This window comes from Sphingobium sp. TCM1 (assembly GCF_001650725.1).
In the GTDB taxonomy this organism is placed as follows: domain Bacteria; phylum Pseudomonadota; class Alphaproteobacteria; order Sphingomonadales; family Sphingomonadaceae; genus Sphingobium.
The window spans coordinates 95,542-112,051 of record NZ_LXVX01000041.1 but is presented as its reverse complement, the minus strand read 5'-3'; the positions used below and the strand labels follow the sequence as shown (position 1 = coordinate 112,051).

General features: G+C 65.1%; 22 protein-coding genes. 4 read left to right on the top strand and 18 right to left on the bottom strand.

The genetic code is table 11. From position 1 onward, the window contains the following. Positions 1-2: 2 nt before the first annotated feature. A complete protein-coding gene (locus A7Q26_RS24165; protein WP_066865850.1) occupies positions 3-503 on the top strand; it encodes a GNAT family N-acetyltransferase in 501 nt (166 codons plus the stop codon). Here A7Q26_RS24165 and A7Q26_RS24160 read toward each other — a convergent pair. After that, on the bottom strand, positions 500-1,090 hold the full coding sequence (locus A7Q26_RS24160) for a thiamine phosphate synthase (RefSeq protein ID WP_066865847.1): 591 nt from the start codon (positions 1,088-1,090) through the stop codon (positions 500-502). The genes A7Q26_RS24165 and A7Q26_RS24160 overlap by 4 nt on opposite strands. A 22-nt stretch (positions 1,091-1,112) precedes the next feature. Between A7Q26_RS24160 and A7Q26_RS24155 the strand changes: the two genes are divergently transcribed. After that, positions 1,113-1,859, top strand: coding sequence for a YggS family pyridoxal phosphate-dependent enzyme (locus A7Q26_RS24155; protein WP_066865987.1), 747 nt, complete (start codon positions 1,113-1,115; stop codon positions 1,857-1,859). Here A7Q26_RS24155 and A7Q26_RS24150 read toward each other — a convergent pair. Together A7Q26_RS24150 and pdeM are read right to left on the bottom strand one after the other, a co-directional pair. After that, a complete protein-coding gene (locus A7Q26_RS24150; RefSeq protein ID WP_066865845.1) occupies positions 1,837-4,635 on the bottom strand; it encodes a TonB-dependent receptor in 2,799 nt (932 codons plus the stop codon). The genes A7Q26_RS24155 and A7Q26_RS24150 overlap by 23 nt on opposite strands. A 188-nt stretch (positions 4,636-4,823) precedes the next feature. Next, on the bottom strand, positions 4,824-5,483 hold the full coding sequence (pdeM, locus tag A7Q26_RS24145; protein WP_066865842.1) for a ligase-associated DNA damage response endonuclease PdeM: 660 nt from the start codon (positions 5,481-5,483) through the stop codon (positions 4,824-4,826). Between the two features lie 64 nt (positions 5,484-5,547). On the opposite strand from pdeM, the gene trhO reads away from it, so the two are divergent. Further along, positions 5,548-6,372 carry an oxygen-dependent tRNA uridine(34) hydroxylase TrhO gene (gene trhO, locus A7Q26_RS24140; RefSeq protein ID WP_066865840.1) on the top strand — a complete coding sequence of 275 codons (825 nt, stop codon included), beginning with the start codon at positions 5,548-5,550 and terminating at the stop codon, positions 6,370-6,372. On the opposite strand, the gene A7Q26_RS24135 is transcribed toward trhO, so the two are convergent. From A7Q26_RS24135 to A7Q26_RS24120, 4 genes are read right to left on the bottom strand one after another with little or no spacing between them, the layout of a single operon-like run. Beyond that, the gene (locus A7Q26_RS24135) at positions 6,369-6,629 is read right to left on the bottom strand and encodes a hypothetical protein (RefSeq protein WP_066865837.1); all 261 of its coding nucleotides are present in this window, start codon (positions 6,627-6,629) and stop codon (positions 6,369-6,371) included. The two genes, trhO and A7Q26_RS24135, sit on opposite strands and share 4 nt — an antisense overlap. 5 nt (positions 6,630-6,634) lie before the next feature. Next, on the bottom strand, positions 6,635-7,369 hold the full coding sequence (locus tag A7Q26_RS24130) for a YgjP family zinc-dependent metalloprotease (RefSeq protein ID WP_198163041.1): 735 nt from the start codon (positions 7,367-7,369) through the stop codon (positions 6,635-6,637). Further along, a complete protein-coding gene (locus A7Q26_RS24125; RefSeq protein WP_066865831.1) occupies positions 7,326-7,763 on the bottom strand; it encodes a YcgN family cysteine cluster protein in 438 nt (145 codons plus the stop codon). The genes A7Q26_RS24130 and A7Q26_RS24125 overlap by 44 nt, the downstream gene beginning before the upstream one ends. Then, positions 7,751-8,419: an SCO family protein gene (locus tag A7Q26_RS24120; protein WP_066865828.1), complete on the bottom strand. Its 669-nt coding sequence runs from the start codon at positions 8,417-8,419 to the stop codon at positions 7,751-7,753. Before A7Q26_RS24120 ends, A7Q26_RS24125 begins: the two co-directional genes overlap by 13 nt. A 41-nt stretch (positions 8,420-8,460) precedes the next feature. Between A7Q26_RS24120 and A7Q26_RS24115 the strand changes: the two genes are divergently transcribed. After that, on the top strand, positions 8,461-9,075 hold the full coding sequence (locus A7Q26_RS24115) for an ankyrin repeat domain-containing protein (protein WP_157102680.1): 615 nt from the start codon (positions 8,461-8,463) through the stop codon (positions 9,073-9,075). Between the two features lie 69 nt (positions 9,076-9,144). Here A7Q26_RS24115 and A7Q26_RS24110 read toward each other — a convergent pair whose 3' ends face one another. The 11 genes from A7Q26_RS24110 to A7Q26_RS24060 form a co-directional block, all read right to left on the bottom strand. Then, positions 9,145-9,639 (bottom strand): MmcB family DNA repair protein, encoded by a 495-nt coding sequence (locus A7Q26_RS24110; protein WP_066865821.1) that lies wholly within the window; start codon positions 9,637-9,639, stop codon positions 9,145-9,147. A gap of 106 nt (positions 9,640-9,745) precedes the next feature. After that, positions 9,746-10,399 (bottom strand): cell wall hydrolase, encoded by a 654-nt coding sequence (locus A7Q26_RS24105; protein WP_066865818.1) that lies wholly within the window; start codon positions 10,397-10,399, stop codon positions 9,746-9,748. Between the two features lie 177 nt (positions 10,400-10,576). After that, positions 10,577-10,930, bottom strand: coding sequence for a DUF1491 family protein (locus tag A7Q26_RS24100; protein WP_066865815.1), 354 nt, complete (start codon positions 10,928-10,930; stop codon positions 10,577-10,579). Further along, positions 10,920-11,450: a PaaI family thioesterase gene (locus A7Q26_RS24095; RefSeq protein WP_066865811.1), complete on the bottom strand. Its 531-nt coding sequence runs from the start codon at positions 11,448-11,450 to the stop codon at positions 10,920-10,922. Before A7Q26_RS24095 ends, A7Q26_RS24100 begins: the two co-directional genes overlap by 11 nt. After that, positions 11,368-11,835: a PTS sugar transporter subunit IIA gene (locus tag A7Q26_RS24090; protein WP_066865984.1), complete on the bottom strand. Its 468-nt coding sequence runs from the start codon at positions 11,833-11,835 to the stop codon at positions 11,368-11,370. Before A7Q26_RS24090 ends, A7Q26_RS24095 begins: the two co-directional genes overlap by 83 nt. Before the next feature lie 128 nt (positions 11,836-11,963). After that, positions 11,964-12,557 (bottom strand): ribosome hibernation-promoting factor, HPF/YfiA family, encoded by a 594-nt coding sequence (gene hpf, locus A7Q26_RS24085; protein ID WP_066865808.1) that lies wholly within the window; start codon positions 12,555-12,557, stop codon positions 11,964-11,966. Between the two features lie 85 nt (positions 12,558-12,642). Further along, on the bottom strand, positions 12,643-13,335 hold the full coding sequence (gene dnaQ, locus A7Q26_RS24080) for a DNA polymerase III subunit epsilon (RefSeq protein ID WP_066865805.1): 693 nt from the start codon (positions 13,333-13,335) through the stop codon (positions 12,643-12,645). Between the two features lie 32 nt (positions 13,336-13,367). Then, positions 13,368-13,961 carry a dephospho-CoA kinase gene (gene coaE, locus A7Q26_RS24075; protein ID WP_066865802.1) on the bottom strand — a complete coding sequence of 198 codons (594 nt, stop codon included), beginning with the start codon at positions 13,959-13,961 and terminating at the stop codon, positions 13,368-13,370. Further along, positions 13,958-14,800 carry a shikimate dehydrogenase gene (gene aroE / locus A7Q26_RS24070; protein WP_066865799.1) on the bottom strand — a complete coding sequence of 281 codons (843 nt, stop codon included), beginning with the start codon at positions 14,798-14,800 and terminating at the stop codon, positions 13,958-13,960. Before aroE ends, coaE begins: the two co-directional genes overlap by 4 nt. After that, the gene (locus tag A7Q26_RS24065; RefSeq protein ID WP_066865796.1) at positions 14,797-15,402 is read right to left on the bottom strand and encodes a Maf family protein; all 606 of its coding nucleotides are present in this window, start codon (positions 15,400-15,402) and stop codon (positions 14,797-14,799) included. The genes aroE and A7Q26_RS24065 overlap by 4 nt, the downstream gene beginning before the upstream one ends. Continuing rightward, positions 15,399-16,226 carry a pyruvate, water dikinase regulatory protein gene (locus A7Q26_RS24060; RefSeq protein WP_066865794.1) on the bottom strand — a complete coding sequence of 276 codons (828 nt, stop codon included), beginning with the start codon at positions 16,224-16,226 and terminating at the stop codon, positions 15,399-15,401. The genes A7Q26_RS24065 and A7Q26_RS24060 overlap by 4 nt, the downstream gene beginning before the upstream one ends. Positions 16,227-16,510 lie beyond the last annotated feature (284 nt).

The following is a 16,510-nucleotide window of genomic DNA, read 5'->3' as shown; positions in this document are numbered from 1 at the left end:
GCATGACCGCCTTTCACATCCGCAGCTTCACGCCCGCAGACACCCAGGGCGTGATCGACCTCATCCTGTCGATCCAGCGCGAGGAATATGGCATCGACATCACCGCGCAGGACCAGCCTGATCTGTCCGAGATTCCGGCCTTCTACCGGAGCGGTACAGGCGATTTTCTGGTCGCAGAGGCGAAAGGCAGAATCGTCGGCACGATCGCGATGAAGGATATCGGCGCGGACCGGGTCGCGCTGCGCAAGATGTTCGTGGCCGCGCCCCGGCGGGGGCGGAAAAACGGCGTCGCCCAGGCCTTGCTTAACGCGCTGCTCCACCTTGCACGGGAACGCGGCGTCGCTGAAGTCCTGCTGGGCACCACCGATGCATTTCTGGCGGCCCACCGCTTCTACGAGCGCAACGGATTTATCCTGGTCAATGCCGATAGCCTGCCGTCCACTTTCCCCCGCATGGCGGTAGATAGCTGTTTCTATCGGTTGATGCTCGGCGCGCGCGGCTAGTCCGGAATATCGGCTTTTCTCCGCGCTGGCGGGCTACGTGTCAGCCCATCGATCGCCGCCCAGCCCTTCGCGCCAATGGCACGCAGCATGGGCTCATGCGCTGCGTTCACCCCTCCCAACGCCAGGACAAACCCGTCCGCCACCCGCGCCAGCGCCGCGAAGCGCACGCGGCCGAGAGACCGTGCCCCGGGATGCGACCGGGTTGGGAAAAGTGGCGACAGCAGGATCATATCCGCTCGCACAAGACGCGCCGCAGCCATTTCGCGGGCATCATGCGCCGGCGCGCTGCGGATCATGCCGCGCCCCAGGCGCTTCCTCCCATGGCCATGCCAGCCGTCAGCCTTCCAGGCGGCGGCATCCCGTCTGTCCCCTGCCAGCAGAAGCACCAGCCGCCGACGCCTCGCGATCTCGCGCACGGCAGCAAACAAGGCCCGCCGTCCGTCCCTTTCGGTGCGATAATGGCGGAAGATGATGCCCGCCCTGCCCTTCGGCAACCGCTCGGCCGCCTCCAGCAGCGCATCGTCCGTCACCCGCTCATCGGTGATCAGCCAGAGGCCGGGCAGCTTTTTGCGGTGGCGGCGGTGCATGGCCCTGCCTATAGCAGCGCGCATGACGACCGCCAGCATCCCCGATAGCAGCGACGCGGCCCAGCGCCTGGCCGCCGTGCGCGAATCCATCGAACGCGCCGCCCGCCTGACCGACCGCACCGCCGATGATGTCAAGCTCATCGCCGTATCCAAGACCCATGGCGCCGACGCGATCCGCCCGCTGATCGCGGCCGGGCAGTGCGTGTTCGGTGAAAATCGGGTGCAGGAAAGCCAGGACAAATGGCCCGCCCTGCGCGAGGAATTTGCTGACATCGAACTGCATCTGGTTGGCCAGCTCCAGTCGAACAAAGCGGCCGAGGCGGTCGCTTTGTTCGACGTGATCCACGGGCTCGATCGCCCCTCCCTGCTGACCGCGCTGGCCAGGGCGATGGACGTGGCGGGCAGGCGCATCCCCTGTTTCATCCAGGTCAATATCGGCGCCGAAGAGCAGAAGGGCGGCTGCGCGATTGCCGACACGGCCACGCTGATCGCTGCCGCGCGCGCCGCCGACATTCCGCTGCTGGGCTTGATGTGCGTCCCGCCCGCCGACATCGAGTCCGCGCCTTTCTTCGCGCTGCTGGCGAAGATGGCGCGGGAGGAAGGCCTGCCGCGCCTCTCCATGGGCATGTCGGGCGATTATGAGACGGCGATCATGCTGGGCGCGACCGACATACGCGTCGGCACGGCACTGTTCGGGGAGAGGCCCTCCCCCGCTCGCCCGGTGCCGGCGAGCGGGAGAGGAATGCTCAGAAACTCCCGCGCAGGGTAATGCCGTAGGTGCGCGGTTCGGCGAGATAGGCCGAGATGAGCTGGTTCGCCATCGGCGCGCCCGCCGCGAACTGGCCGGTAGTCGACGTCGCCGGGCTGCTCGACTGGAGCGGGCTGGAGAAAGCGACCTGGGTATAATCTTGGTTGAAGATATTCTGGCCCCAGAATTCGACTGCCCAGCGCTGGTTCGGCCCGCGAATACCGACGCGGGCGTTGACGATGGCGTAGCCGTCCTGCGCCTTTTCGGGGAACAGGTCCGACCCCGTATTATAGTCGCTGGTCATGCGGCCATCGACATAGAAGAGGGCGGACAGACCCGATGACCCGATCTCCGGCGTCCATGCGGCACTGGCCGTCGTGACGACCTTGGGCGCGTTGCTGTTGATCGAGCCGGGCAGCAGGAACAGCGCGGGGTCGAGCGGCACGCTGCCGTCGCTGCTGCCCACCAGCCGGTTGGCGAACTTGGCGCTGGCATAGGTGAAGCCGCCCGACACGCGGAAATTGCGCGCCGGAGTCGCGGTCAGTTCCAACTCGATGCCCTGGCTGATCAGCCCCGGCCCGACATCGCCGCTGTCGCAGGTGCGCGTGGCGCTCAAGGCGCTATCGCAGCCATTGATATTCTGCACGACGAAGCTGGTGCCGTTGAAGGTGTTCAATTGGAAATTCTTGAACTCCTGCCGGAAGGCGGCGATGTTCGCGCTCCATTTGGGCTGGCTGTATTTCAGGCCCACTTCGAACGCATCGACCTTCTCCGCCGCGAAGCGCAGGCTGGTGACGTCGGCGTTGGTGCGCGGCGCGAAGACGGCGGGCACGGCATTCAGGCCCGTCGATCCCAGCTGGAACCGGTCGAGATTGTAACCCCCGGCCTTATAGCCCTTCGAATAGCTGCCATAGAGCAGCAGATCGTCGATGGGCTTCCAGGACAGCACTGCCGTACCGGAAAATTCGCCATCGCTGATCTTGTCATTAAGGTCGAGCGCATTGAGCGTGGTGGAGCCGTTGCCGAGGCATCCGAGGGTCAGGATGCCCCCGGCGAGCGCCGCCGCGCTGCCCAGCGCCGCATTGGTCGCGATCCCCGGCAGCGCCGAGGACTGGAGCGCCGCGCACGTGGCGTTATTGTTGTTGAGATCTGCAGAAAAACGCTTGCTTTCATGGGTGTAGCGAAGGCCGAGCGTCAGATCGAACCGGTTCGTCACATGAATGATATTATGGGTGAAGAGCGCCCAATTCTCGCTTTTCTGGCGATAGAGCGACGCGACATCACCGGTGCCGGCGGGGATGGCGGACAGCGCGCGCAGGCCATTGCCAAGGCCGGTCGAGATTGCGCCGGCCTGCGCCGCCGCGACCGCCGCAGGCACGCCGCGCGCGATGAGGGCGGCGGTCAGCCCGCTGTTGAGATTGGCCTGGGTGCCGGTGATCAGCGCCGAGGTGGCAAGACCGCTGCCGCAGGCTGCCAGTTGCTGCGCGGTGAAATTGCTGTTGAGGCTGGAGCCCGCCATCAGGCGGCAGGCGGCAAAGCGACCATAATCCGCGCCGAAGACGATATTGTCCTGCAAGGTCAGCTTTTCATTGGCATAATAGCCGCCGACCAGCCAATCGAGCATGTCGCCGAAGGCCGATCCCTGGAGCCGCAATTCCTGGGTGAAGGTCTTGAACTGGCGATAGGTGTTGGGATCGCGATAGAGCAGGTCGGCGCGATTATAGTCATAATCGCCATAGTCGCGGGATTTATAGTCGCGATAGGCGGTGATGCTGGTCAGCTTGGCGCCCCCGAAGTCGTAATTCACCTCACCAGACAGGCCCCAGTCCCTGAGTTTGCTGACATAATCGCGACCCGGCGTGATGGACAATTCCCGGTCATAGGGATCGGCGGGGATGGTACTCCCCTGCCCCGCCAGAATGGCCGTGATGCGGTTGAACGGGGCCGTGGTATAGCCGCCGCCCGCCGCCGGGCGCCGTTCGCTCGCCTCTATATAGGCCGCCCCGCAGCAGCTTTCGTCGCGATTGGTATAATCGCCGATCAGGCGGATGGAGAGCGCGTCGTTCGGCTCGATCAACGCCTGGCCGCGCAAGAAGTAACGGTCGCGGTCGTTGGTATCGCCGATCGTCGCGCCGCTGGCGTCCACCAGCTTGTAGAAACCGTCGCGCTTCGACCACACGCCGTCCAGCGCCAGCGCGACGCCTTCGGCGACCGGCCCGGTCACGCGACCCGACAGGCGCCAATAGTCGTAATTGCCGTAGGTTATCTCGCCCTTCGCATGGAAGGTCTTTTCCGGTGCCTTGCTGATAATGTTGATGAGACCGGCCGACGCGTTGCGGCCGAACAGCGTCCCCTGCGGCCCGCGCAGCACCTCCACTCGTTCGATCTCGCCCAGTTCGTTGAGGCCCGCACCCGTCCGCGAGCGATAGACGCCGTCAATGAATACCGCGACCGAACTTTCCAGCCCCGGATTGTCACCCACCGTGCCGATGCCGCGGATACGCGCCGAGGCATTGGCTTCCGATCCGGTCGAGGAAACTAGGAGCGAGGGGGCAAGCTGGTTCAGCGTGCGGATGTCGCTGGCGCCGCTATTCTGCATCGCCTGCGCGCCCACCGCCGACACCGCGATCGGCACGTCGGACAAGGGACTGGCGCGGCGGGTCGCGGTCACGATGATGTCGGCGCCCGGCTCTTCCTCTGCTGCCTGCGGCGCGGCGCTCTGCTGCGCCATGGCCGGCGCGGTCATGGCCAGTGCAACGGCACCGACGCTCGTCAGCCAGAGACTCTTGTCTGTCATGATGGTCTGATCCTCTCCTGGCCCGCGCGTCTATCTGTCGCGTCGGGATGCGGGTGATTATGCTGCCACAGCAGGGACAAGGCAAGATACCCCAGCTTTTCCGGGCGTTGTAAACGATGAAGCGGGCGGATAATCATGCTGTGTTGCCTATCGGCCACGGCTTAATTTCCGGTTTCCGTAACGTCGCTTTACGATAAGGGAAAGCGCAGCAGCCGGTCCGCGACCGGCACCAGAGCGGCCGCTCCCGGTCCCACCGCCCGGCGAATCTCCCCATGACCCGCATCCAGTCCTCCCGTCAGCGCTCCCAGCGCGGGCAGGATCAGCTTGGTTGCCGATCCCACGAAACAGCGCCGCGACACATGCCGTCCGCGCAACGACAGGCGCAGCTTGGGGTGGAAATGACCGGAAATTTCGGGTCGGGGATCGTCCGGCTCCGCCTCATGCCTCAACCGGATTCCCTCGACCTCCGCCTCCGCCATCCGCCTTCCCCCCGGCATGGCCGTGACACCGACATCATGATTGCCGGTAATCCACGTCCAGTCCACCCTTTCCGTAAGGGAAATCAACCGATCGCGCGTTTTCCGGTCGAGCCGCGCGGCACCATCGCTGTCATGGAAACTGTCTCCCAGCGAAAAAACGGATCGGGCACCGGTCCGCGCCACCAGCGCCTCGACCATGTCCAGCGTCGCCTGACTGTCATGGGGCGGCAGAAACTGACCGAAACGGGCATACCAGCTCGCCTTCTCGAAATGAAGGTCGGCGACCAGCAAGGCGCCCTGATCCGGCCAGAAAAGCGCAGCCTCGGGCAGCGCCAGAAACTCATGACCTGCGAACGAAAGGGGAACCATGTCCCGCCTATGCGCCTGTCCGCCCCGGCTTTCAAGAGGCCGGCCGTTCGCTTATAGGCGCGCCATGTCCTACACCGTCGCCGCCCTCTATCATTTCACCCGCTTTGGCGATCCGCAGGCCATCGCAACCGATCTCAAGGCGCTGTGCGCCCATTTGCGCACCTGCGGTACGCTGATCGTGGCGGGGGAAGGGATCAACGGAACCGTCGCCGGGGATGGCGACGCCATCGCCGCGTTGGTCGCGCATATCCGCGCCCTGCCGGGCTGCGCCGAACTCGACGTCAAATATTCGCAGGCGCAGGCAGCGCCTTTCGCCCGGATGAAAGTGAAGGTGAAGGCAGAGATCGTCACGCTGGGCGCCGGCGACCTCGATCCGGCGACCCGGGCGGGCACGCATCTCGACCCGGTCGCATGGAACGCGCTGATCGCCGATCCCGAGACGGTCGTCATCGACACCCGCAACGCCTATGAGGTCGCCTGCGGCACCTTCGATGGCGCGATCGACCCGGCCACCCGCTCCTTCCGCGACTTTCCCGCCTGGTTTGACGATTTCGCCGCCGACCTGAAGGCGCAAGACCGCACGCCCAGGATCGCCATGTTCTGCACCGGTGGGATACGCTGCGAGAAATCGACCGCACTGGTAAAGGCGCGGGGTTTCGACGAGGTCTATCACCTCAAGGGTGGCATCCTGCGCTATCTGGAGGAGATGCCGGAGGCTGACAGTCGCTGGCAGGGCGATTGCTATGTCTTCGACGAGCGGGTGACGGTGGGGCATGGCCTCAAGCCCGGCGATTATGTCACCTGCCGCGCCTGTGGCTTGCCCCACCCGCGCGATGTCGCGCATGACTGTCCGGGCGACGCATCGGGCGCCTGGCCGCACCGGAACTAGGCTGGCGTCTCGACCAGTTCGGCGATCTCGAACCGGTAGCTTTTCCACCCCCGCATCCGCGCGCCGTCGGCCGCCGGCCCCTTCAGCTTCTTCGCCTCGGCGAGGGAGCGTGTATGGCCCCAGAACACCTCGGTCTTGCCATTGTCCAGTTCGGCGACGATCCGCCAATAATGGGTGAAGGGGTCGGCCGTCGGCCCGATCGTCTTCACATAGCCATCCGGCATGGTCGCCGTCAGATAGCGTTTCCGGCGCGCCATATCCCCTAACCCCGATAGCGATGCAGGCCCGCGCCATGTGCCCGCAGCCATTCGCGCGCGGGCCGGGGATCGGCACCGTAGATACGGCGGTGCGCGGCGTGGAACGCCTGGCTATGGTCCATGTGCAGCAGGTGCGCCAGTTCATGCGCCACCGTCGCCCGCCGCACCTCCGGCGGACAGAGGATCAGCCTCCAGCTATAGCGGATCGCGCCGGAAGAGGTGCAACTGCCCCAACGGCTGCGCGGATCGCCGACGCCGACCGAGGCGACGATCAGTCCATGCTCGCGCGCCAGTTCATGACTTTCGGTCTCCAGCACCGCCCTGGCGCGGGCCACCAGCCAGCGTTGGACGCGCGCGCCGACCGATTCCGTCGCCCCGCCCAGCAGCAGCCGGTCGCCTTCCAGGCGAATCGTGCGCGTCGCACCCTCGACCCAGACAATTTCGATTTCGCGCCCCTCCAGCGGGAAGGTCGCGCCATGTGCCAGCTGCGTCACGACCGGCTGCTTCGCCATCTGCGCGCGCACCCAGGCTTCATGGTCCTGCGCCCATCCCAGAGCCTTCTTGAGGTTCGCGCGCGCAGGCAGCGACAGTCGCAATTCACCGCGGGCGCTGTCGATCGTCAGCCGATAGGCCCGCGCCCGCGCGGACCGGCGCACCCGCACCGGCATCGCGGCGCCGTCGATCAGGATCGCCGCGTCAAATGTCTCGGTCGACAAGATGATGTTCCCAATCGCCCGCATCGGCTTCGGCCACCGTCCAGCCGCGGACCGACTCCCCGGCGCGGTGGACCGCCTCCCGGTCGCCGCAGACCAGATAATGCCACTCCGGCAGCGGCAAGCCTTCACCCCGCAACCGATAGGCGCAGGTACGGGGCAGCCAGCTGATCTGTTTCACCTTGGTCGGAGTCAGCCGCACGCAATCGGGAACGAATGTGCGCCGATCCTTGTAGTTGCTGCATTGTCCGCTCTGCCGGTCGAGCAGGCGGCAGGCGACATTGGTGGGATAGATATGCCCCGTATCCTCGTCCTCGGCCTTGTGCAGGCAGCATTTGCCGCAGCCGTCGCACAGCGCCTCCCATTCGGCACGGTCGAGCTTGTCGAGGGGCTTGTCCCAGAAGTTCGTCACTTGACCCATTTTTCAAGGAAGGCGAGCACCTTGTCAGGTGCGCCCTCGTCCGTATCCGGCGTGCCCGGATCATCCACTGGCACCAGCGCAACCGGCTTGCCGTCGCCATCGAACAGATAGGGCGTGCGGCTGTGGCTGACCAGATAGTCGCTTGTGCCGCCGGTCTTTTCCGGGCTGCTCTTTTCCGGATTATAGATCACCACGAAATCCCTGGCGACCTTCGCGATCTGTTCTTTCGTGCCGGTGAGGCCAATCAGGCGCGGATGGAAGGCCGCGACATAGGTCTTGAGTATCTCCGGCGTGTCGCGGTCGGGATCGACGCTGATAAGCATGGGCTGCACCTTGGCCGCCAGCGCAGGCTTGTCCTTCTCGAACCGGGCGAAGGCCTGCATGATCTTTTGCAGGTCGACCGGGCACACATCCGGGCAATAGGTGTAGCCGAAATAGACGAGGCGATACTGCCCCTTGTAATCGTCCCAACGCGCAGGCTGGCCATCCTGGTCGGTCAGGGTGAAGGGCGCGCCGATCCTGGCGCCGGCCAATTCGCCCGGCTCGCTCGATCCGCTTGATCCGTTGCCACCCGCGCCCATATTGCAGGCGGCCAGCAGGGCGAGCATTGGCAGGGCGAAGGCGGAGACGGCTTTGTTCATGGCGTGGCCAGCCATGCCCTGCTAGGACGCGATTTGCAATGCAACGGGGCGCCAAGATGAAGACGAAGTTCCTTTCCGCTTTCCTGGGTTCGATGGCGCTGGCGCTGCTGGTCCCGGGACCGGCCCAGGCCCAGTTTTCGGACAATTATAATTTCCTGAAGGCGGTCAAGGACAAGGATGGGCAGAAAGTCACCGACTTCATCCAGAAGCCCGGCTCCACCGTCATCAACAGCCGCGACGTGTCCACCGGCGAAAATGCGCTCCACATCATCGTCGCCCGCCGCGACGCGACCTGGCTGACCTTCCTGCTCGCCAAGGGCGCCAACCCCAACCTGACGGACAATGACGGCAACACCCCGTTGATGGACGCGGTGCAGGGCCGGTTCGAGGAAGGGGTGCGTACCCTGCTGAGCTACAAGGCACAGGTCGACAAGACCAATGACAGCGGCGAAACGCCGCTGATCCGCGCGGTGCAACTGCGCGACGTCGGCCTCGTCCGCCTGCTGGTGGCGCAGGGCGCCAACCCCGACAAGCGCGACACCATCGCCGGCATGTCCGCCCGCGACTATGCGGCCCGCGACAATCGCACGCCCGGCCTCAGCGAAGCGCTGGACGCCGCCAAGGGAAATGGCGTCAAGCCGACAGGACCTGTACAGGGTCCGGTATTCTGACCGCCTAAAAGCCCGATAGTACAGAGACAAGATTATCCGCCCCCGGCGCGGGAGAGGATGATCTGGTCTCTACCATCCCAGTTCCGCTGCATGATCCGGGTCGCCAAGCGCGGTCAGCCGCCGGGCCGCGCGCCGGGCGAAGCGCAGCGTCTCCGCCTTGCGCCGCGCCGCCGCCAGCGGCTCGACCGGCGCGGGCCGCACCAGTTCGGCATCATATTGGTCGGCGACGATCAGGCCCGTGCGAGCGGGCCAAAGCGCCTCACTGTCGAACAGAGTCAGGTCGAACCTCGCCGGCACCGCCCAGAAAAAGCGGTCGCAATAATCGAAATAATCGGGCCACTTCATGTCGCCCAGCAGGTCCGCGCGGCTGCACTTGATCTCGACGATGGTGAGCCGCCCGGCACCGTCGATTGCCATGATGTCGGCGCGCCGGCCATTGGGGAGCGGCACTTCCAATATCCCGCTCATGTCATGGCGGAAGAAGAGGCGCAGCGTGCCCCGCGCCACCGCCAGCGCAGTGCCGTCGGTCAGCGGAGAACAGGCATCTGCAGGAACGGTGCTCATGCCCCTTATTAGAACATTATGGGAACAAAAGAAAAGGCCGATTCGGTGATCCCGAACCGGCCCGCCATATCGTTCGCCTGCGCTCCGCCAGCGATGGGTGGCTATCTCAGCGATAGAAGACGTGATTGTCGATCGACGCCAGCCGGGCCTTGCCCCAGCCGGGCGACACGCGGCGCGCATGGAAATAGAGTGCGCCTTCGGCCAGGCTGTCCCAGCTGTCGTTGGCAGCGATCTGGGCGATGGCGACGGCCTGCCGCCAACCACGGCCTTCCGTGCGAATCGGGGGCATACCGCCGCCGCGCACGAAGCTGAACTGGCTCGGCTGATAGACGACGCCGCAAAGGCTGCTGGCGAAGCGGCCGGACTTGGCGCGGTTGATAATCACGCGCGCGACGGCCAGCTGGCCTTCCAGGCTTTCGCCCTTGGATTCGAAATAGACCGCTCCGGCCAGGCACTTCATATCGCCGTCCAGCTCCTCGGGTTCGCCTTGGGCGTCGACCAGAGCAGCGAGGCTGTTCGCCTGAAAATCGGAATCGGTGGAAAAACCATTGTCGGCCCTGGGGGCCGAAGCCAGCGGCTGCGCGATTTCGCGCGGCGCGGCGAAGACGACAGCGGGCTTAGCACCGGCGTGGTTCGTCTGGGGAAGAGAAGCAACCGAGGCGACAGATTCACCTGCGATCGACATGTCGGAAGCGGACACCGCAGCGGCGGTGGACAGGGCAAAGGCTGCTAAGATCGCAGCTTTCAGGCGGAAACTCATCGTGGCTCAAAGACATGCGGTTCTTGGCCGGGGCGTCGTCATTTAACCCATATTCACCGCGACGACCGGCCGCCCCCCGTCTGCGTGTTTACCGCGCCCGCCCCCCATTGGGCGAATTCGGCAACCTGCGCGTTGGCGTTGGGCGCCTCTGCACGGCTCATGACGATGAGTCAACGATCAGCAAATCGTTTCAGCGGCGAAGCGTTCCGCTTCTGGGACATCGAGTTCGATCAGCCACAGGTCGGGGTCCGCCCTGCGCCGTCGCGTCACATAATGTGACAGCGACTCCGAACCCTCTGCAGGAGAGGGTCCACAGCGCATCAACGCATAACCTCCGGCAAAGTTCGGCACTCGCTCAAAAAGACCAGTTTCCTGACCTTTTTCAAGTGTTTGCACCAGGATAACGCCGCTGATTTCGTCACCCTTGGCCAGCACCGTCGCGAAGCCGCCCGCGGCGGCGACGCGGCGCCGCAGCGCGCCGACGAGCATGGCGCTGGTCAGCCGGGCGGTCGGATCCGATTCAGGCGCCATATCCCGGGAGCGATGACAGCGGAAATTGCGAGCGCATGAAGGTGCCGGTGCCGCGGCCCACCTCCTCGCCGGTGGAATCGATCAGGCTCGCCTCGGCGACATAGACGCGGCGCTTGCCGCTGATCCAGCGGCCCTCGGCGCGGATTCGCCCCGGACCGATCGGCCGGGTGAAAAGCAGGTTGAAGGCGGTGGTCAGCAGGAAGCGATCGCTGACCAGGCTGTTGGCGGCGTAGAAGGCCGCATCGTCCAGCATCTTGAAATAGACGGTGCCATGCACCGCGCCTGCGGCGTGGAACTGGCTTTCGTCAACGTCAAAGTCGATGACCGACCGGCCAGGCTCGGTAATGGTCAGATCCGACCGGAACATCCGGTTGATCGGCGCGGAACGGTAAAGCTGTTCCAGCGCGCGAAAATGCGCCGCCTCGCCGCTGGGCGCCTCAGGCTGCGTCACGCGCCTCGCCGCCCGCGAGCAGTGCGTGCAGCGCTTCGGTGGAACCCGCGCCCCGCAATCGCACGACATTATTCTCATCGCGCAGATAGCGCGACACGCGCGCCAGCGTCTTGAGATGCTCCGCGCCGCTGTCGACCGGCGACAGCAGGGCGAAGACGATATCGACCGGCGCCTCGTCGACCGCGTCGAACGGCGCAGGCGGATCGAGCAGCACGACGACGCCGCACATCCTGGAAAGATCGGGGATCTTGGCATGAGGGATGGCGACGCCGCCGCCGAAACCGGTCGACCCGAGCCGTTCACGCTCGAACAGCGCGTCAGCGACGCTATCGGCGTCAAGGCCGTAGGCGCCGGCGGCAAGCGCGGCGATTTTCTGGAACAACTGCTTCTTGCCGTTCACCGACAGGCTCGTGGCAAGCGCGTCAGGCGAAACGATATCGTTGAAATGCACCATGACAAATCCGAACCAGCCGAGCCGCGCCCAGCCAGTCAATCATGCGCGTCTGCTCGGGGAATATGAAGCCCGGCCCCATAGGCCGCCTGCACCCGAAGGTCAACAGCCGCAGGGCCGGGCAGAATGGGTCAGCCCCGCGGCTCGACCCAGCCGATGGTCCCGTCATGGCGGCGATAGACCATGTTGTAGGCGGCTGTTCCGGCATTGAGGAACAGCAAGGCGTTGGTGTTGCGCAGGTCGAGCATCATCACGGCGTCCGACACGCTTGCTTCGGGAATGTCGACCCGCGTCTCGGCCACGATCAGCGGGGCGTCCGCCGGCTCCTCTTCTTCCGCCGCGGTGGCGAAAATGGTGTAGCCCGCGCCGTCGATATCATCGACGCTGTAGCCATTGGCGCGCTGCGCCTCCGCCGCGGCCGCCTGGACACTGCGATCCTTCAGGCGGCGCATATAGCGGCGCAACTGCTTCTCGATCCGGTCCGAAGCCTGGTCGAAGGCGGGATGCGCTTCCTGGGCCTCGCCCGCGCCCTTGAGGATCAGGCCGGTCATCACATGGCACACGATATCACAATGAAATGCGCCATGCGGAGCCTTGCGAAAGGTCACCTGGGCGGAAATCGTGCGGGAGAAATATTTCTCGGCCATCGCCTCCAGCCGGTCCCTGACATGCTGCTTGAGCGCGTCGCCCGTGTCGACCTGATGCCCGGAAACACGAATATCCATATGCCTTCTCCTTGTTCTTGCCGGGTCGCCGGAAAGGCGGCCCGGTTAGCGGGGAGGCAGGAAGGCCGGCAGCCTGGCCGTCGGCCTATGCCTCCTGCAACCAGAGCGGCTCCTTCAGCGTCGCGACGAACGCTGCGTGCCGTTCCAGCTCCTGCGCGCTGGCCGTGAAGACCCGCGCGGGACGAACAGGGCGAACCACGGTGGTTTCCGTCAGTTCCACCCTGATGATCTGTTTCGCTTCCTCCTGTGCAAGACCAAGGCCGATCTGACGGCCCCCGGTCAGTTCGATGTAGAGTTGCGCCAGCAGTTCGGCGTCGAGAAGGGCGCCATGCTTTACCCGGTGGCTGCGGTCGATGCCGTAGCGGGTGCAGAGCGCGTCGAGGCTATGCTTGGCGCCGGGATGTAGTTGCCGCGCGATCGCGACGGTGTCGATCATCCGATCCAGCCCGACTTCGGAATGGCCGCACAGCCTGAGTTCGTGATTGAGGAATCCGAAGTCGAAACGCGCATTGTGCGCAACCAGCGGGCTATCCTCGATGAAGTCGAGCAGTTCCCGCGCGCCCAGCCCGAACAGCGGCTTGTCGCGCAAAAACTCGCTCGACAGCCCATGCACCGCGAAGGCGGCGGCGGGCATGTCCCGTTCCGGATTATAATAAGCGTGGAAGGTCCGGCCACTCGGCACGCGGTTGATGAGTTCGATACAGCCGATTTCGACCAGTCGGTCGCCGGATGCGGGATCGAATCCCGTCGTTTCGGTATCGAAAATGACCTCGCGCATCGCCCTCTTCATTCGACTCTGTGGGCCAACCCTTATCTGCCTGTCTTCGCGCCAAGGCAAGCGACCAGACGCCTGACCTGTGCACGGGTCGCGGCAAATGTCGTACCCGTATGGATGATATAGTCGGCCCGGCGACGCTTTTCAGCATCGGGTGTTTGCAGATGGACAATCTGGCGGAATTTCGCTGCGGTCATGCCCGGCCGCGCCAGGACCCGCCGGCGCTGCTTCCAGGCCGGCGCGGTCACGACGATCACCCCGGCCAGCCGCTTCTGCCCGCCGGTCTCGAACAGCAGCGGAATGTCGAGAATGACGAACGTGCGCGACCGGTGCCGGCGCAGAAAGGCGCGCCGCGACTGCTGCACCGCCGGATGGACGATCGCCTCCAGCGCCCGGCGGGCGTGGGGATGGCCGAACACCGCCGCGCCCAGCTTCGCCCGGTCGACGCCCTGCGGCCCGGTGGTGCCGGGAAAGCGCGCCTCGATCGCGGGGAGCAGCGCGCCCCCTGGCCCCTGGAGCCGGTGCACCTCGGCATCGGCATCGAAAAGCGGGACGCCCTCGCGCCGGAACATCGCCGCCACCGCCGACTTGCCCATGCCGATCGACCCGGTGAGGCCATAGACCTTCATTCCTCGCCCGAAAGCAGCAGCGCGCGCAATTCCGCGTCCAGTTCGCGCGGCGCTTCGGCGTCGAAGAAGATGTCGAAGGCGAGCGCCGCCTGCCCGATCAGCATTTCCAGCCCATCGAGCGTCCTGAGGCCGCGCGCCTTCGCCGCCTTGAGCAGGTCCGTCTCCAGTGGCGCATAGACGATGTCATAGACGGTCGCATCATCGGCCAAGGGCGTGAGGTCCAGATGGAGCGGCGGCTGGCCCACCATGCCCAGCGAGGTCGCATTGACCAGCAGGTCGGCGGCGGGCAGCGCATCCTCCATGCCGATCGCCCGCCCCCGCACCCCGGCGCGGTCGAGCAGTGCCTGGCCCCTGGCAGGATCGCGCGCCATGATGCTGATGTCGGGCACGCCCAGGCTGGCAAGCGCGAACAGGATTGCGCGCGCCGCGCCGCCGGACCCGACGATGACGGCGCTCTGACCCTTCCACTTGTCGCGCAGCAGCGGCTGGAGGAACCCGCCCGCGTCAGTATTGGTCCCGATCAGCGGCCCGCCGGCTTCCGATGCGATCGTGTTCATCGCGCCGATCCGTTCGCGCACGCCGCCCGGATCATCGGTATAGTCCATCACCGCAATCTTGTGCGGAATGGTGACGTTGCAGCCGAGCCAGTCGGGATCGGCCCGACGCGCCAGGAAATAGGCGGCCAGCCCCTCAGGCGGCACATGGGTCTTGCGATACTCCGCCTCGATATCCAGCGCCCTGAGCCAGAAATTGTGAATCAGCGGGGATTTGCTGTGTTCGATCGGATCGCCGATCACCTCGGCATAAGGGAGGGGGGCATGGGGCAGCTTGTCGGTCATGCCGCCAAAACGCCGCGCACGCGCAGAAAGTCAAGCAAAGGCAGCAAGGGAAGCCCCTGAATCGCGAACTGGCTGCCCTCGACCTTGCTGAACAGCTGCACCCCCGGTCCCTCGATCCGGTAGCAGCCGACACACCAGCGGCACGCGTCCCATTCGGAATCGAGATAGGACGCGATGAAGGCGTCCGACAGCGGACGGACCGTCATCCGCACCCGTTCGACATGGCGCCAGATCGGCTCGCCATTGAGCGCGATCACCGCCGCGCTGTGGAGATGATGCACCCGGCCCGACAGCAGCCGGAGAATCCGCTCGGCATCGGCCCGGTCGATCGCCTTGTCGATCATCTCGCCGCGATCCTCGCCATCGCCGATGCTCAGCGTCTGGTCGCAACCCAGCACCAGCCCGCCCGGCACCCGACGCGACACCTTGAGCGCCTTCAACTCCGCCAGCGCGTCGGCCAGCGCGCGCGCATCCAGCCCGTCGGCGCGCAGCGCGTCCTTGGCCGCATCCTCGTCCACGCCCGGCGACAGCGCCTCGAAAGGCACCTGAGCGGCGGCAAGCAGCGCCCGGCGGCTTGCGCTCTGCGATGCCAGCACGATCATGGATGGGCTCCTTCGCCAAGTTCGCGGTCGTTGAACAGATTGATGATCGCCGCCGCCGCCTCCTCGATCGACCGGCGCGTCATGTCGATCACCGGCCAGCCCTGGTCGGCGAACATGCGCCGGGCGAAGGACAGTTCATCCTGCACCTTGTCGATATCGACATAGGCGGTCTCGGGCGCCTGGTTGAGCGAAAGCAGCCGGTTGCGACGGATCTGCACCAGACGCTCGGGGCTGACGGTCAGGCCCACGACCATCGGATGGCGCAGGTTGAAAAGGCTGCGTGGCGGCGGCGATTCCGGGACGAGCGGGATATTGGCGGTCTTGTAGCCGCGATTGGCGAGATAGATGGAGGTCGGCGTCTTGGACGCGCGCGATACGCCCGCCAGCACGATGTCGGCCTCCTCCCAATTTTCATGCCCCACCCCGTCATCATGGGCGATCGTGAACTGGATCGCTTCGATCCGCGCGAAATAGGCTTCGTCCAATATATGTTTGCGTCCCGGCCGGGTCCGCGTTTCCTGCCCCAATATGTTGGACAGCGCGTCCGCCACGCTGTCGAGCGCGGCGACATGGGGCAGCCCCAGCGCGCGGCACCGCGTTTCCAGCCGGCGGCGCAGCATATGATTGGTCAGCGTGAAGAGGACGAGGCCGGGATTGGCGGCGATTTCCTCCATGATCCGGTCGAGATGCACCTCCGACCGCACCATTGGCCAGAAATGGCGGATTGCCTCGACATTCTCGAACAGGCCGATCGCCGCCTTGGCGATATTCTCCAGCGTTTCGCCGGTAGAGTCGGACAGAAGATGCAGATGAATACGCGCCATGGGCACATCTCTGTGGGGAGGCTGTGGATAAAGCAAGGGATGAATCCGGGGATAAGTTTCCCTCATTTCCCCGTCCCCGCTGCCCGGATTCTTATCCACAACAGCCCAACAGCCCCGAATTTTCATCCACAACCTGTGGATAACGGGGATAGTCACGCTGACTCGTACCGCCTTGCGTGACTCTGCGGAGTCAAGTTGTTGGCAAAAGCGGGCACAGCGCATAAACCCCGCTGCCAACGGACCAACAATCACCACCATCCTTTGAATCTAAATATAAGAGAGAG

Coding starts and splice junctions, on each gene's coding strand:
- A7Q26_RS24165 (WP_066865850.1), top strand. CDS start 3: ATGACCGCCTTTCACATCCGCAGCTTCACGCCCGCAGACACCCAGGGC.
- A7Q26_RS24160 (WP_066865847.1), bottom strand. CDS start 1,090: ATGCACCGCCGCCACCGCAAAAAGCTGCCCGGCCTCTGGCTGATCACC.
- A7Q26_RS24155 (WP_066865987.1), top strand. CDS start 1,113: ATGACGACCGCCAGCATCCCCGATAGCAGCGACGCGGCCCAGCGCCTG.
- A7Q26_RS24150 (WP_066865845.1), bottom strand. CDS start 4,635: ATGACAGACAAGAGTCTCTGGCTGACGAGCGTCGGTGCCGTTGCACTG.
- pdeM (WP_066865842.1), bottom strand. CDS start 5,483: ATGGTTCCCCTTTCGTTCGCAGGTCATGAGTTTCTGGCGCTGCCCGAG.
- trhO (WP_066865840.1), top strand. CDS start 5,548: ATGTCCTACACCGTCGCCGCCCTCTATCATTTCACCCGCTTTGGCGAT.
- A7Q26_RS24135 (WP_066865837.1), bottom strand. CDS start 6,629: ATGGCGCGCCGGAAACGCTATCTGACGGCGACCATGCCGGATGGCTAT.
- A7Q26_RS24130 (WP_198163041.1), bottom strand. CDS start 7,369: ATGCGGGCGATTGGGAACATCATCTTGTCGACCGAGACATTTGACGCG.
- A7Q26_RS24125 (WP_066865831.1), bottom strand. CDS start 7,763: ATGGGTCAAGTGACGAACTTCTGGGACAAGCCCCTCGACAAGCTCGAC.
- A7Q26_RS24120 (WP_066865828.1), bottom strand. CDS start 8,419: ATGGCTGGCCACGCCATGAACAAAGCCGTCTCCGCCTTCGCCCTGCCA.
- A7Q26_RS24115 (WP_157102680.1), top strand. CDS start 8,461: ATGAAGACGAAGTTCCTTTCCGCTTTCCTGGGTTCGATGGCGCTGGCG.
- A7Q26_RS24110 (WP_066865821.1), bottom strand. CDS start 9,639: ATGAGCACCGTTCCTGCAGATGCCTGTTCTCCGCTGACCGACGGCACT.
- A7Q26_RS24105 (WP_066865818.1), bottom strand. CDS start 10,399: ATGAGTTTCCGCCTGAAAGCTGCGATCTTAGCAGCCTTTGCCCTGTCC.
- A7Q26_RS24100 (WP_066865815.1), bottom strand. CDS start 10,930: ATGGCGCCTGAATCGGATCCGACCGCCCGGCTGACCAGCGCCATGCTC.
- A7Q26_RS24095 (WP_066865811.1), bottom strand. CDS start 11,450: ATGTCGTGCGATTGCGGGGCGCGGGTTCCACCGAAGCGCTGCACGCAC.
- A7Q26_RS24090 (WP_066865984.1), bottom strand. CDS start 11,835: ATGGTGCATTTCAACGATATCGTTTCGCCTGACGCGCTTGCCACGAGC.
- hpf (WP_066865808.1), bottom strand. CDS start 12,557: ATGGATATTCGTGTTTCCGGGCATCAGGTCGACACGGGCGACGCGCTC.
- dnaQ (WP_066865805.1), bottom strand. CDS start 13,335: ATGCGCGAGGTCATTTTCGATACCGAAACGACGGGATTCGATCCCGCA.
- coaE (WP_066865802.1), bottom strand. CDS start 13,961: ATGAAGGTCTATGGCCTCACCGGGTCGATCGGCATGGGCAAGTCGGCG.
- aroE (WP_066865799.1), bottom strand. CDS start 14,800: ATGACCGACAAGCTGCCCCATGCCCCCCTCCCTTATGCCGAGGTGATC.
- A7Q26_RS24065 (WP_066865796.1), bottom strand. CDS start 15,402: ATGATCGTGCTGGCATCGCAGAGCGCAAGCCGCCGGGCGCTGCTTGCC.
- A7Q26_RS24060 (WP_066865794.1), bottom strand. CDS start 16,226: ATGGCGCGTATTCATCTGCATCTTCTGTCCGACTCTACCGGCGAAACG.